This is a genomic window from Pseudomonas sp. SLFW, assembly GCF_009905615.1.
In the GTDB taxonomy this organism is placed as follows: Bacteria; Pseudomonadota; Gammaproteobacteria; order Pseudomonadales; family Pseudomonadaceae; genus Aquipseudomonas; species Aquipseudomonas bambusae.
Map to the genome: position 1 here is coordinate 171953 of NZ_JAAAKW010000006.1, position 13131 is coordinate 185083.

13 protein-coding genes are annotated in these 13131 nt (G+C 59.7%); 4 read left to right on the top strand and 9 right to left on the bottom strand.

Going from position 1 to position 13131, the window contains the following annotated elements; translation table 11 throughout:
- Positions 1-229 precede the first annotated feature (229 nt).
- The 6 genes from fba to tkt all read right to left on the bottom strand — a co-directional run bounded on the left by fba (position 230) and on the right by tkt (position 6470).
- On the bottom strand, positions 230-1294 hold the full coding sequence (fba, locus tag GVN17_RS13135; RefSeq protein WP_093468420.1) for a class II fructose-bisphosphate aldolase: 1065 nt from the start codon (positions 1292-1294) through the stop codon (positions 230-232).
- A 124-nt stretch (positions 1295-1418) separates the two neighbouring features.
- Positions 1419-1742: an MliC family protein gene (locus GVN17_RS13140; protein WP_166595700.1), complete on the bottom strand. Its 324-nt coding sequence runs from the start codon at positions 1740-1742 to the stop codon at positions 1419-1421.
- 99 nt (positions 1743-1841) lie between these two features.
- Entirely contained in the window at positions 1842-2069 is a 228-nt protein-coding gene (locus GVN17_RS13145) for a hypothetical protein (protein WP_166595701.1), read from the bottom strand.
- Positions 2070-2097: 28 nt separating this feature from the next.
- The gene (locus tag GVN17_RS13150; protein ID WP_166595702.1) at positions 2098-3261 is read right to left on the bottom strand and encodes a phosphoglycerate kinase; all 1164 of its coding nucleotides are present in this window, start codon (positions 3259-3261) and stop codon (positions 2098-2100) included.
- 16 nt (positions 3262-3277) lie between these two features.
- Positions 3278-4327: an erythrose-4-phosphate dehydrogenase gene (epd, locus tag GVN17_RS13155; protein WP_166595703.1), complete on the bottom strand. Its 1050-nt coding sequence runs from the start codon at positions 4325-4327 to the stop codon at positions 3278-3280.
- A 145-nt stretch (positions 4328-4472) separates the two neighbouring features.
- Positions 4473-6470, bottom strand: coding sequence for a transketolase (gene tkt / locus GVN17_RS13160; protein WP_166595704.1), 1998 nt, complete (start codon positions 6468-6470; stop codon positions 4473-4475).
- A gap of 258 nt (positions 6471-6728) precedes the next feature.
- Here tkt and GVN17_RS13165 point away from each other — a divergent pair, with 258 nt between their 5' ends.
- Both GVN17_RS13165 and metK read left to right on the top strand, forming a co-directional pair.
- Positions 6729-7724 (top strand): metalloregulator ArsR/SmtB family transcription factor, encoded by a 996-nt coding sequence (locus GVN17_RS13165; protein ID WP_166595705.1) that lies wholly within the window; start codon positions 6729-6731, stop codon positions 7722-7724.
- Positions 7725-7744: 20 nt separating this feature from the next.
- Positions 7745-8935 carry a methionine adenosyltransferase gene (gene metK / locus GVN17_RS13170; RefSeq protein WP_166595706.1) on the top strand — a complete coding sequence of 397 codons (1191 nt, stop codon included), beginning with the start codon at positions 7745-7747 and terminating at the stop codon, positions 8933-8935.
- A gap of 75 nt (positions 8936-9010) precedes the next feature.
- Here metK and GVN17_RS13175 read toward each other — a convergent pair whose 3' ends face one another.
- Positions 9011-9631, bottom strand: coding sequence for a LysE family translocator (locus tag GVN17_RS13175; protein WP_166595707.1), 621 nt, complete (start codon positions 9629-9631; stop codon positions 9011-9013).
- A gap of 193 nt (positions 9632-9824) precedes the next feature.
- On the opposite strand from GVN17_RS13175, the gene ligB reads away from it, so the two are divergent.
- Positions 9825-11510, top strand: a complete 1686-nt coding sequence (ligB, locus tag GVN17_RS13180; RefSeq protein ID WP_166595708.1) for an NAD-dependent DNA ligase LigB — start codon at positions 9825-9827, stop codon at positions 11508-11510.
- Positions 11511-11567: 57 nt separating this feature from the next.
- On the top strand, positions 11568-11984 hold the full coding sequence (locus tag GVN17_RS13185) for a DUF1090 domain-containing protein (RefSeq protein ID WP_166595709.1): 417 nt from the start codon (positions 11568-11570) through the stop codon (positions 11982-11984).
- A 186-nt stretch (positions 11985-12170) separates the two neighbouring features.
- Here GVN17_RS13185 and GVN17_RS13190 read toward each other — a convergent pair whose 3' ends face one another.
- Together GVN17_RS13190 and GVN17_RS13195 are read right to left on the bottom strand one after the other, a co-directional pair.
- Positions 12171-12596, bottom strand: a complete 426-nt coding sequence (locus tag GVN17_RS13190) for a cytochrome c (RefSeq protein WP_371928546.1) — start codon at positions 12594-12596, stop codon at positions 12171-12173.
- A 135-nt stretch (positions 12597-12731) separates the two neighbouring features.
- Positions 12732-13118 (bottom strand): MAPEG family protein, encoded by a 387-nt coding sequence (locus GVN17_RS13195; RefSeq protein ID WP_166595711.1) that lies wholly within the window; start codon positions 13116-13118, stop codon positions 12732-12734.
- Positions 13119-13131: the final 13 nt, after the last annotated feature.

Consider the following 13131-nt stretch of genomic DNA (forward strand, 5'->3'; position numbering starts at 1 on the left):
AGGGCGATTCACGGAGTGTGGTTTCAGAACGCTGCTGTGCCCTTCACCTGTGGGAGCGAATTCATTCGCGATCGGCCGATACAGACGACGGATATGCAGTGGATGTACTACCCCTTCGCGAATAAATTCGCTCCCACAGTTTGAATCGATGCGCGCCCGACAAAACCCAGCCACAAAAAAGCCCGCATCGCTGCGGGCTTCTTCGTGTCGATGACCGATCAAATAATGATCAGTTAACCTTGGCGTTCAGCTCGCCTTTGGCATAACGCTCGAACATCTTCTCCAGGGAGATCGGTTTGATCTTGGAGGCGTTGCCAGCGGTGCCGAAGGCTTCGTAACGGGCGATGCAGACGTCGCGCATGGCCGAAACGGTTTTCGCCAGGTATTTACGCGGGTCGAACTCGCTCGGGTTCTTGGCCATGAACTCGCGGATGGCACCCGTGGACGCCAGACGCAGGTCGGTGTCGATGTTGACCTTGCGCACGCCGTGCTTGATGCCTTCAACGATTTCTTCGACCGGCACACCATAGGTTTCTTTGATGTCGCCGCCGAACTCGTTGATGATCTTCAGCCATTCCTGAGGAACGGACGACGAACCGTGCATCACCAGGTGAGTGTTCGGAATGCGCTTGTGAATCTCTTTAATGCGCTCGATCGCCAGGATATCGCCGGTTGGCGGTTTGGTGAACTTGTACGCGCCGTGGCTGGTGCCGATGGCGATGGCCAGGGCGTCAACCTGAGTCTTCTTCACAAAGTCCGCGGCCTCTTCCGGGTCGGTCAGCATCTGGCTGTGATCCAGTTGACCTTCGGCGCCAACGCCGTCTTCTTCACCGGCCATGCCGGTTTCCAGCGAACCGAGAACACCGAGCTCACCTTCAACGGAAACGCCGCAGGCGTGAGCCATGGCGACGGTTTCCTGGGTGACGCGGACGTTGTATTCGTAGTCGGCCGGGCTCTTGCCGTCTTCGCGCAGGGAGCCGTCCATCATCACCGAGCTGAAGCCCAGTTGGATCGAACGCTGGCAGATGGCAGGGCTGGTGCCGTGGTCCTGGTGCATGACCACCGGGATGTGCGGGAATTCTTCGATTGCCGCCAGGATCAGGTGACGCAGGAACGGGGCGCCTGCGTATTTACGCGCGCCGGCCGAGGCCTGAACGATCACCGGGGAATCGGTCTTGTCGGCCGCTTCCATAATGGCGCGCATCTGTTCCAGGTTGTTCACGTTGAAGGCTGGAACGCCGTAGCCGAATTCGGCGGCGTGGTCCAACATCTGGCGCATGCTGATAAGTGCCATTGTCTGTCTCTCTCCCGGTAGGGTCGTTAATCGCGTGTGCCTGCCGTAACGGCGGCTATTCAAATTATAGGGGCGTTACTGCTGATCACCGCCCGGTGTTGCATCGGTCGAACCACTTAGCGCATCAAGGCGCTGTACAGCCCCGACCGATCAAATCGTTGGTAGCGTCCCAATAGACCAGGCCATCGCTACCTTTGTTGTCGAACGCCAGGACCCCGTTGCTGTACAGCGCACCCGAAGCACCGGGCGCGGCCTGCAAACGGAACACCTGCTCACTCTGGTTCAAACGCACATCGACCTCTTTCTTCGCAGGGTCAGCGTAGCGCCAGTAAATCTCCGCTTTGCTGTCACAAACCCAATGGGTCCAGGGCGTAGCGGGTTCAGAAGCCTTCATGCTGGCGCAACCGCCCAGCAGCATCAGTGTCGCAAGGGCAATCAAGCCTTTCATTACCACTCCTGGAACCCCTGCGGGACGCGACTTCCATCAACGTTCCAATACCCAGGGGCAGTTCTGTTTCTGATGTTTCTGTTCGCTGTCAGTTCAGATTCAGCGACAGGCTACCGGCCCGACAGCGGGCATGAACTCGTACTTTTCCCAGACCTCAGGACCGCCGCGCTTATACACGATCGGCACGGTTTCCGCCTGCCAGCCCGCTTGGTAGCAACTGACCTGAAGCTGTTCCGGCGCCGCGTTCAGCGCCGTCTGGGCTTCGGGCTTGCTCGCGCAGCCGACCAGCAAACCCGCCATGATCAACAGCGGTAATGGCTTGACCATCTCACTCCCCTTCACCTCAGCCTGGAATTCAGGCCTTGGCGCGTTGTTCCAGAATTTCCACGGCTGGCAAGACCTTGCCCTCGACGAACTCAAGGAACGCGCCGCCGCCGGTGGAAATATAAGAGATGTCGTCCTTCACACCGTATTTGTCGATGGCCGCCAGCGTATCGCCGCCACCTGCGATGGAGAACGCCGAACTGTCGGCAATCGCTTTGGCCAACGTCTTGGTGCCTTCACCGAACTGGTCGAACTCGAACACGCCCACCGGGCCGTTCCACAGAATAGTCTTGGAAGATTTCAACAAGTCGGCGAATTGGGCGGCAGTTTTCGGGCCAATGTCGAGGATCATGTCGTCGTCGGCCACGTCGGCGATCAACTTCACGGTCGCTTCGGCTTTGTCCGAGAACTCTTTGGCAACCACTACATCCACCGGCAATGGCACGCTGACCTTGGCCGCAATGGCTTTGGCGGTGTCCAGCAGGTCCGGTTCGTACAGCGATTTACCCACCTTGTGACCGGCTGCGGCCAGGAAGGTGTTGGCGATGCCGCCACCGACGATCAGTTGATCGCACTTCTCGCTCAGGCTGTTGAGCACGTCCAGCTTGGTCGAAACCTTGGAGCCAGCGACGATGGCCGCCATCGGCTTGGCCGGGTTGCCCAGCGCCTTGCCCAGCGCGTCCAGTTCGGCGGCCAGCAAAGGACCGGCCGCAGCGACTTTGGCGAATTTGGCGACGCCGTGAGTCGAGCCTTCAGCGCGGTGAGCGGTGCCGAAGGCGTCCATCACGAAGACGTCGCATAGCGCTGCGTACTTCTGCGCCAACTCGTCGGCGTTTTTCTTCTCGCCCTTGTTGAAGCGCACGTTTTCGAACAGCACGATGTCGCCGGCCTGGACGCTGACGCCGTCCAGGTAATCAGCCACCAGCGGCACGTCGCGGCCCAGGGCCTTGCTCAGATAATCGGCAACGAGCTTGAGGCTGTTTTCGGCGGAGAATTCACCTTCGGTCGGACGACCCAAGTGCGAGCAAACCAAGACGGCTGCGCCCTTCTCCAGCGCCAGTTTGATGGTCGGCAGCGAAGCAAGAATGCGTGCGTCGCTGGTGACGACACCGTCCTTGACCGGAACGTTGAGGTCTTCGCGGATCAGTACACGCTTACCTTGCAGATCGAGGTCGGTCATCTTCAACACGGTCATGAGGCGTTCCCTGTTTTTACTGTTGTTTATGGATACTGCGCAGATAGTGATCAGCGACATCCAGCATTCGGTTGGCAAAACCCCATTCGTTGTCGAACCACGCCAGGACGTTGACCAGTCGCGGGCCGGAGACCCGTGTCTGGCTGGCATCGATGATGGCCGAATGAGGGTCATGGTTGAAATCACAACTGGCGTGCGGCAATTCGGTGTAAGCCAGCAAACCTTTGAGCGGGCCGCTGGTGGCGGCCGCACGCAAAATGCGGTTGATCTCGACCGCGTCGGTGTCACGTGCCACCTGCAACGTGATGTCCAGGCAAGAGACGTTCACCGTCGGCACACGAACTGCTTTGGCCTGAATTCGGCCGGCAAGTTCCGGAAGCAGCCGCTCAATGCCCCGCGCCAGACCAGTGGACACCGGAATGATCGACTGGAAGGCCGAGCGCGTGCGACGCAAATCCTCATGATGATAGGCGTCAATCACGGGTTGGTCGTTCATGGCCGAGTGAATCGTGGTGATGGTGACGTATTCCAGGCCCAGCTCGCGGTTCAGCAGGTCCAGCAACGGCACGCTGCAGTTGGTGGTGCAGGAGGCTGCGGACACCAGCAACTCGTCGCCGGTCAGCGTTTCCTGATTGATGCCGTAGACGATCGTCGCATCGACATCGGCCTCGCTGGCCATCGGCTGCGAGAACAGGACACGCGGCGCGCGGGCGGACAGAAAACGTTCGCCATCAGCTCGGCTGTTGTAGACGCCCGAGCATTCGAGCACCAGATCGACGTCCAGCTCGTTCCAGTCGATGCCTTCCGGCGTCGCGCTGCGGAACACTTTGATGACGTGATCGTTGATGTGCAGATAATCGCCTTCGACCCGCACTTCGCCGGGAAACCGGCCGTGTGTGGAATCAAAGCGCGTGAGGTATTCGAGACTGGCCATGTCGGCCAGGTCGTTGATCGCCACCACTTCAAAGCCCGCCTTCGCACCTCGCTCGCACAGCGCGCGCAGCACGCAGCGGCCGATCCGACCGTAACCATTGAGGGCGACTTTATAAGGGCGTGACTGAGGCATGGGGGGGTTCTCAAATATTTGGCTGATGTTTAGAGAACCTGTAGCAGTGAGCTTGCTCGCGATTGCGGTACATCTGTCGACGAATTCATCACCGACAAACCGCTATCGCGAGCAAGCTCACTCCTACAGTGATTGCGCAGGCTTCTTAGTCTTCCAGCAGCTCTTCAGCCGTGCTGATGACGTTCTCCAGCGTGAAGCCGAACTCTTCGAACAGCAGGTTCGCAGGCGCCGACTCACCGAAGGTGGTCATGCCGATCACGCGACCTTCCAGACCGACGTACTTGTACCAGTAGTCCGCGTGAGCGGCTTCGATGGCGATACGCGCACTGACTTCCAGCGGCAGGACCGACTGCTTGTACAGAGCGTCCTGGGATTCGAAAACGCTGGTGCATGGCATCGAGACAACGCGCACGTTTTTGCCGTCGGCGGTCAGCTTGTCGAATGCCTGAACGGCCAGACCGATTTCCGAACCGGTGGCGATCAGGATCAGGTCCGGCTCGCCGTTGCAGTCGCGCAGCACGTAACCGCCACGGTTGATGTTCTCCAGTTGCAGCGCATCACGTGCCTGGTGAGGCAGGTTCTGACGGGAGAAAATCAGCGCCGAAGGACCGTCGCTACGCTCGATGGCGTGTTTCCAGGCCACGGCCGATTCCACGGCGTCGGCTGGACGCCAGGTGTCCAGGTTCGGCGTGGTGCGCAGGCTGGTCAGTTGCTCGATCGGCTGGTGCGTCGGGCCGTCTTCGCCCAGACCGATGGAGTCGTGGGTAAACACGTAGATCGTGCGTTGCTTCATCAGCGAAGCCATGCGCACCGCATTGCGGGCGTATTCCATGAAGATCAGGAAGGTCGCGCCGTACGGCACGAAGCCGCCGTGCAGGGCGATACCGTTCATGATCGCGCCCATGCCGAACTCACGCACACCGTAGTGCAGGTAGTTGCCGCTGGCGTCTTCGCCGGTGATCGATTTGCAGCCTTTCCAGATGGTCAGATTGGAACCGGCCAGGTCAGCCGAGCCGCCGAGGAACTCTGGCAACAGCGGGCCCAGGGCGCTCAGGGCGTTCTGGCTGGCTTTACGGCTGGCGATGGTCTCGCCTTTGGCGTTGACTTCAGCGACATAAGCCGCCGATTTCTCAGCGAAGTCAGCCGGCAGCTCGCCGCTCATGCGACGGATCAGCTCGTTGGCTTCGGTCGGGAATGCAGCGGAATAGGCCGCGAAACGCTGGTCCCACTCGGCTTCGGTCGCCAGGCCTTTTTCCTTGGCGTTCCACTCTTTGTAAATGTCGGCCGGGATTTCGAACGGACCGTGGGTCCATTTCAGTGCGGCACGGGTCAGGGCGATTTCGTCGTTGCCCAGTGGCGCGCCGTGGCACTCTTCCTTGCCCTGCTTGTTCGGCGAGCCGAAACCGATGGTGGTCTTGCAGCAGATCAGGGTCGGCTTGTCGCTCTTGCGAGCGGTATCGATGGCGGTCTTGATTTCGTCGGCGTCATGGCCGTCAACGTTGCGGATCACCAGCCAGCCGTAGGACTCGAAACGCTTCGGCGTGTCATCGGTGAACCAGCCTTCGACTTCACCGTCGATGGAGATGCCGTTGTCGTCGTAGAAGGCGATCAGCTTGTTCAGTTGCAGCGTGCCCGCCAACGAAGCGACTTCGTGGGAAATGCCTTCCATCATGCAGCCATCACCCATGAACACGTAGGTGTGGTGGTCAACGATATTGTGGCCAGGACGGTTGAACTGGGCCGCCAGGGTCTTTTCCGCGACAGCGAAACCGACAGCGTTGGCGAAACCCTGACCCAGCGGGCCGGTGGTGGTCTCTACGCCTGGGGTGTAACCGAATTCAGGGTGACCCGGGGTACGGCTGTGCAGTTGACGGAAGTTTTTCAGGTCTTCAATCGACAGGTCGTAACCGGTCAGGTGCAGCAGCGAGTAGATCAGCATCGAGCCGTGGCCGTTGGACAGGATGAACCGGTCACGGTCAGCGAACGAAGGGTTGCTCGGGTTGTGCTTCAGATAATCGCGCCAAAGGACTTCAGCGATATCCGCCATGCCCATCGGGGCACCTGGGTGGCCGCTGTTGGCCTTTTGCACGGCATCCATGCTGAGTGCACGAATGGCATTGGCACGCTCACGACGGCTTGGCATCGCTGATCTCCTGGGGCAGAAAGAAGTGGGATCTGAAAAAGGCGGCCATTTTCCCTCAGGCACTGCTTCGGGGCAATGACAGATGCGGCCTGATGCACGTTTTTCCTGAGTTGCAGGCGTTTTTCGTCCAACCATGCGCGGCTTGCGCCTTGAAACGGCGTAATCGCGGCGCTCAACGTCTGACACTCGTCACCAATATCAAAACTTTTTGATATTGGTCTTGCAGCGGACCTAGTCGATAACTAGACTGCCAACCCTATGAATCTCCACGCGCCTGCCCTTGACCATGATCAAAGCGACGAACTGGCTGCCTTGTGCAAGGCAGGTGGCGATCCGCTGCGGCTCAATGTGCTGCGCGCGCTGTCCAACGATTCCTTCGGTGTGCTGGAGCTGGCGCAAATTTTCGCCATCGGTCAGTCGGGCATGAGCCATCATTTGAAAGTATTGGCCCAGGCCGATCTGGTGGCGACCCGCCGCGAAGGCAACGCGATCTTCTACCGCCGCGCCCTGCCCCACACCGAACAGGTGGGCGGCAAGCTGCACGCGGCGCTGCTCGAAGAGGTCGACGGTCTCGCCCTGCCGGAAGACGTTCAGGCCCGAATCGGTCTGGTTCATCGCCAGCGCGCCACCGCCAGTCAGGACTTTTTCGCACGCACTGCGGAAAAATTTCGTGCCCAGCAGGACCTGATCGCAGGACTGCCTCAGTACCGCGACAGCCTGTTGTCGCTGCTGGACAAACTCAGCTTCGCGCCTGACGCCACGGCAGTGGAAGTCGGCCCCGGTGACGGCGGTTTTCTGCCGGATCTGGCGAAGCGTTTTCGGCATGTCACGGGGCTGGACAACAGCCCGGCCATGCTTGATCTGGCGCGCAGCATCTGCGAGCAAAAGGCGCTGCAGAACGTCGAGCTAAAACTGGCTGATGCGTTGTCAGACGCTAATGTTTCCGGCGACTGCGTCGTCTTGAATATGGTGCTTCATCATTTCTCGGCACCGGCCGAAGCATTGAAACAACTGGCCAACCTGCTGAAACCGGGCGCAAGCCTGCTGATCACCGAGTTGTGCAGCCACGACCAGAGCTGGGCCAGGGAGGCCTGTGGCGATCTGTGGTTGGGGTTCGAACAGGAAGACCTGGCCCGTTGGGCCATCGCTGCGGGGCTGGTCCCCGGAGAAAGTCTGTATGTAGGTTTACGTAATGGTTTCCAGATTGAGGTCCGCCACTTTCAGCGGCCATCTGGCAACACTCACCATCGGTAACACTCAGGAAAATCGTCGAGATGAGCGAATACTCCCTTTTCACCTCCGAGTCCGTGTCCGAAGGGCATCCGGACAAAATCGCCGACCAGATCTCCGATGCGGTGCTGGACGCTATCATTGCCCAGGACAAACACGCACGCGTTGCTGTGGAAACCCTGGTCAAGACCGGCGTTGCCATCGTCGCCGGTGAAGTCACCACCAGCGCGTGGGTCGATCTGGAACAGATCGTTCGTGACGTGATCAGCGGCATCGGCTACACCAGCTCCAACGTCGGTTTCGACGGCGCCACTTGCAGCGTGATGAACATCATCGGCAAGCAATCCCCTGACATCAACCAGGGCGTGGACCGCGCCAAGCCTGAAGATCAGGGCGCGGGCGACCAAGGCCTGATGTTCGGCTACGCCAGCAACGAAACCGCAGAACTGATGCCTGCGCCGATCGCGTTCTCGCACCAACTGGTCAAGCGCCAGGCTGAAGCGCGCAAATCCGGCCTGCTGCCATGGCTGCGCCCGGATGCCAAATCCCAGGTCACTTGCCGCTACGAAAACGGCATCGTGGTTGGTATCGACGCCATCGTGCTGTCGACCCAGCACAACCCGGAAGTCTCCTACGCCGACCTGCGTGAAGGCGTGATGGAGCTGATCGTCAAGCATGTGCTGCCAGCCAACCTGCTGCACAAAGACACCCAGTTCCACATCAATCCGACGGGTCAGTTCATCATCGGCGGCCCGGTCGGCGACTGCGGTCTGACCGGTCGCAAGATCATCGTCGACAGCTACGGCGGCATGGCCCGTCACGGCGGCGGCGCGTTCTCCGGCAAAGACCCGTCCAAGGTCGACCGCTCGGCAGCCTACGCCGGTCGTTACGTGGCGAAAAACATCGTCGCGGCTGGCCTGGCCGAGCGTTGCGAGATTCAAGTGTCCTACGCCATCGGCGTTGCACAGCCTACGTCGATCTCGCTGAACACCTTCGGCACCGGCAAAATCAGCGACGACAAGATCGTCAAACTGGTCCGCGAGCACTTCGACCTGCGTCCGTACGCAATCACCAAGATGCTCGACCTGCTGCACCCGATGTACCAGGAAACCGCAGCCTACGGCCACTTCGGCCGCACGCCGCAAACCAAGACCGTGGGCGAAGACACCTTCACCACGTTCACCTGGGAAAGAACCGACCGCGCCGACGCCCTGCGCACTGCTGCCGGTCTGTAATACGCGTTAGCTGTACAGCGCGTTGAAAAGAGCCCCTGGCGATGTGAGTCGTCAGGGGCTTTTTCGTTTACTCACTCACCCCCGCCGCGCCACTAACAAAAACGACGCCGCGCCCGCCAACAACCCCGCACAGGTCCGGTTGAACAAGCGCTTGCCGCTCGGTCTGGCGAACAGCCGACGCGCATGAATGCCCATGTAGCAGTACAGGCCGATGGCAATGCATTCCAGTGCCAGAAACATCGCGCCCAGTTGTGCGAATTGGCCACCGATGGGGGCGGAATGGTCGACAAACTGGGGCAGAAATGCGGTGAACAGCAGGATCGCCTTGGGGTTGCCCATCGCCACCAGAAATTCCTGACGTGCCAGCCGGCCCGATCCGACGTCCACCACTCCTTCATCCAAATTGGAATCCGCCGGCGCACGCCACAGCTGAACGGCGAGGTAGAACAGGTACGCCGCGCCAAGAATCTTGATCGCATGAAACAGCCATTCCGAGGTGTGCAGGACCGCAGTCAAGCCAACCCCAGCGAACGCGATCATGATCGCGAAGCCGAGCAATCGGCCCAAGCCTCCCGTGCACGCGCGAACGAATCCGTAGCGCGAGGCGTTGCTGATCGACAGGAGGTTGTTAGGGCCGGGGGCCATGTTCAGGGCGAAGCAGGCAGGGATGAAAACGGCGAGGGTCGACAGCTCCATGATGGTTGTCCTTATAGGGCGCTGGTTGAAACATCATTTTGCACTCGTCCGAAATCCGCTCAAGGGACAGCTATGGTGCGAAACGGGCCTCGACTGTACGGGTGGCGGACAAACCCGGTAACGGCTGCGCAGGAGAACAGCGACGTTTCAAACCCTAGCCTTGCGGGTCTCACTTCCCTGCAAGGATGCTTCGATGCTGCTCTCCCCCCGTGTTGTCGCAGGTGTATTGGCTGCCCTCTGTTTGAACGTCGCCCACGCGCAAAGCTGCCCCGACTGGCCTCCTGCTCAGGCCGAGCGGGAGCTGTCGACGCTGCAAAATCAAATCACACAGTGGGACGACAGCTATCATCGCCAAGGCAACTCGTTAGTCGCCGACGAGCTGTACGACCAGTCCGTACAACGCCTTTGGCAGCTGAAGGCTTGCTTCGCGCCCTCGTCCCGACCTGCTCAAAATCCCCTCAAGACAGCAAGAGGTGAACTCCTTCATCCCGTGCCCCACACCGGCATCGCCAAACTGGCAGATGAGCGAGCGGTGGAGCAATGGCTCAAAGGAAAAAGCGATCTGTGGATTCAGCCCAAAGTGGACGGGGTGGCAGTCACCCTCGTTTATGAGAATGGCAAGCTGGTTCAAGCCATCAGCCGAGGCGACGGAATCAAAGGGCAAGACTGGACGGCCCACGCCTTGAAGATCTCAAGCATTCCCGCTCACGTTGCGGAAAAGGAAAGCCTGGTGCTGCAAGGCGAGCTGTATTGGCGCCTCTCAGAGCATGTGCAGGCTGAAGCCGGAAGCCTGAACGCGCGAAGCCAGGTGGCAGGGTTGCTGGCGAGAAACAGCATTGATGAGGTCGAGGGTGCTCAGATCGGACTGTTCGTCTGGGACTGGCCGAGGGGGCCCCGCGACATGAAGGAGCGGCTGGAACGCCTAAAGACGCTGGGATTCGACGACAGCGCCCGGTTCAGCGAGCCCTTGGAAACCTTCGCGCAGGCGAAGCAATGGCGTGAGCACTGGTACACCCACCCACTGCCGTTCGCGACCGACGGCGCGGTGCTGCGCCAGGGTGAGCGTCCCTCGGCGGATCGCTGGCAAGCCAAGGCGCCCTACTGGCTCGCGGCGTGGAAATACCCGTTCGCGCAGGTGCTGGGCGATGTGCGCAAGGTTCATTTCAACATCGGTCGCAGTGGCAAAATCACGCCGGTGCTGGACATCGAACCAGTGCGACTGGATGACCGAACCGTGTCCCGGATCAATGTTGGCTCCCTTAAACGCTGGCAAACTCTGGACATTCGTCCGGGTGATCAAGTGGCGATCAGCTTGGCCGGATTGACCATTCCCCGATTGGACGGGGTGGTTTCACGCAGAGCGGAACGGGCGTCCATGGAGGTTCCAGACGCAACAGCGTTTCACGCGCTGAGTTGCTGGCAGCCCACTGAGGGGTGCGAAAGCCAGTTCCGCGAACGTCTGAAATGGCTAGGCGGCAAGAAGGGTTTGGCGCTCAAGGGCGTAGGACCTGGCACATGGGACAAGCTGATCGAAGCCGGCCTGGTGAAAGGCTTGCTGGACTGGATGCACCTGGACAGTGCACTAATGTCGAACATTCCCGGCCTTGGTGAGCTGAGCAGCGCTAAACTATTAAAGAGTTTTGACGCCGCGCGCGAACAATCCTTCGAAACTTGGCTCAAAGCGATCGGTTTACCACCCGCCGCTGGGGCGGATTTGGGTGATTCGTGGGACACGCTAGCGATTCGCAGCGTCGATCAGTGGCAGTCCGAGCCGGGCATTGGCCCAGCTCGTGCGAAGCAGTTGTATGCATTTTTCCAAGACCCGCAGGTGCAAGCATTAAGCACGCAATTGCGGGAGCAAGGTATCAATGGATTTTAGGCATTGTGTCCCGGTCAGCCGTGTCGACTGGCCGGGTCTTTATTTTGAGGATTCGTCATGAAGTTTCAGTCATCTCTTATTGCGTTCGCGGCATGCGGTCTGTTGGCCGCGCCTGTGTTCGCCGCAGAACAGGCACCCGCACTGACCGGCTGCGCGGCCAAACGCCAAGACATTAGCACTCAGATTGAACACGCCAAGGCTGCTGGCAACAGTTATCAAACGGCCGGACTTGAAAAGGCCTTGAGTGAGGTGACCGCCAACTGCACCGACGCAGGCTTGCTCAAGGAACAGGAAAAGAAAGTGCTCGACGCCAAGCGCGAAGTCGGCACCCGCCAGGCCGATCTCGATAAGGCCATGAAAAAAGGAGACCCCGACAAGATCAACAAGCGCAAAGACAAACTGGCTGAGTCGCGCAAGGAATTGCAGGACGAGCAGCAGAAGCTGGAGCAATTGCAGCCGGATGAAGACGACTAAAAACCGCATTTGATTCTGGCCGTAGGCCGTAGGAGCCAGCTTGCTCGCGATCTGGTGCGCAGCGCCAGCAAGATCAAACGACCTCGGCTGGGTCAGGTACACCGCATTTGCAGGTTTTACTGCCGGTTCCCGGCAGATCGCGAGCAAGCTGGCTCCTACGGCCTGCGGCCAGAAGCAGGCTCAGCATCAGTGATTGCGAAACTCTTTATGACAAGCGTCGCACGCGTCCTCGACGTTGTTCATCGGCGGGATCATGTTTGCAGGGGTCAGTTGAAGGGTTTGAGTGGCCATCACCAACTCCCCGGTCCGGGCCTCCAGCGCCCGGGCAAGCTCTTGAAAACGCGCCTGGCGTTCCCAGACCGCATCTTTCGCACTGGTGTGCTCGGACTCTTTCACTGCCGGAAAATGCTTCCACGGCTCGTGCGCCAGGGCATCGAGCTTCAGCGCGCCTTCGGCGAATTTAGGTCCATCGAACGGCAAGCGGCCACGTAACATTCCGCCAGTGTCTTCGCTGGTCTTGAGCATCTGCTTGAAAATCGCCTTGCGTTGCGACAGGGGCGAATTCGGATCTTCCCCGCTACACGCGCTGAGCATCACGCCCACCATCAGCATCAGGCCAACGGCTTTCAGGGTCGGGGGTACACACGGTTTTTCCACGGCAACGCTCTTCGATTTCATGGCGGCTCTGGGCTGAAAAATGGCGGCCAGTATCTGCGTCCGCCATGAAAAATCCAAGATGGGTGTCCGTCAAACGGAAACCCCGAACAGCGCGACCACCAAAGCCAAGCCAATGAACCACGCGAGCGAACGCAGGGCCGCGAGATCAGCGAGGTAAAAAATGATGTACAGCAGACGGCTGGTAACGAAGAGCACCGCGAGTACATCAATGGTCACCAACTGCGCGACACCCGCGACGTGGGCAATAAGGACCCCTGCGGCGAACCCTGGAATCGCTTCGAAGCTGTTCTGCTGTGCGGCGTGGGCACGGCGCGGCAGGCCTTCGAGATTGTCGAGAAAGTCCCGTGGGTTGTGGTTTTGCCGAGCGCCGAATTTTCCGCCACTGAACTTGGCAATGGACGTACACACCAGCGGCAGCAAAATCACGATCAACACGCACCAGAAGGCAACGGTCATGAACATCTTCCTT

Excerpts from the sequence above, each read along its gene's own strand:
- fba (WP_093468420.1), bottom strand. The coding sequence starts at position 1,294 with ATGGCACTTATCAGCATGCGCCAGATGTTGGACCACGCCGCCGAATTC.
- GVN17_RS13140 (WP_166595700.1), bottom strand. The coding sequence starts at position 1,742 with ATGAAAGGCTTGATTGCCCTTGCGACACTGATGCTGCTGGGCGGTTGC.
- GVN17_RS13145 (WP_166595701.1), bottom strand. The coding sequence starts at position 2,069 with ATGGTCAAGCCATTACCGCTGTTGATCATGGCGGGTTTGCTGGTCGGC.
- GVN17_RS13150 (WP_166595702.1), bottom strand. The coding sequence starts at position 3,261 with ATGACCGTGTTGAAGATGACCGACCTCGATCTGCAAGGTAAGCGTGTA.
- epd (WP_166595703.1), bottom strand. The coding sequence starts at position 4,327 with ATGCCTCAGTCACGCCCTTATAAAGTCGCCCTCAATGGTTACGGTCGG.
- tkt (WP_166595704.1), bottom strand. The coding sequence starts at position 6,470 with ATGCCAAGCCGTCGTGAGCGTGCCAATGCCATTCGTGCACTCAGCATG.
- GVN17_RS13165 (WP_166595705.1), top strand. The coding sequence starts at position 6,729 with ATGAATCTCCACGCGCCTGCCCTTGACCATGATCAAAGCGACGAACTG.
- metK (WP_166595706.1), top strand. The coding sequence starts at position 7,745 with ATGAGCGAATACTCCCTTTTCACCTCCGAGTCCGTGTCCGAAGGGCAT.
- GVN17_RS13175 (WP_166595707.1), bottom strand. The coding sequence starts at position 9,631 with ATGGAGCTGTCGACCCTCGCCGTTTTCATCCCTGCCTGCTTCGCCCTG.
- ligB (WP_166595708.1), top strand. The coding sequence starts at position 9,825 with ATGCTGCTCTCCCCCCGTGTTGTCGCAGGTGTATTGGCTGCCCTCTGT.
- GVN17_RS13185 (WP_166595709.1), top strand. The coding sequence starts at position 11,568 with ATGAAGTTTCAGTCATCTCTTATTGCGTTCGCGGCATGCGGTCTGTTG.
- GVN17_RS13190 (WP_371928546.1), bottom strand. The coding sequence starts at position 12,596 with ATGCTGATGGTGGGCGTGATGCTCAGCGCGTGTAGCGGGGAAGATCCG.
- GVN17_RS13195 (WP_166595711.1), bottom strand. The coding sequence starts at position 13,118 with ATGACCGTTGCCTTCTGGTGCGTGTTGATCGTGATTTTGCTGCCGCTG.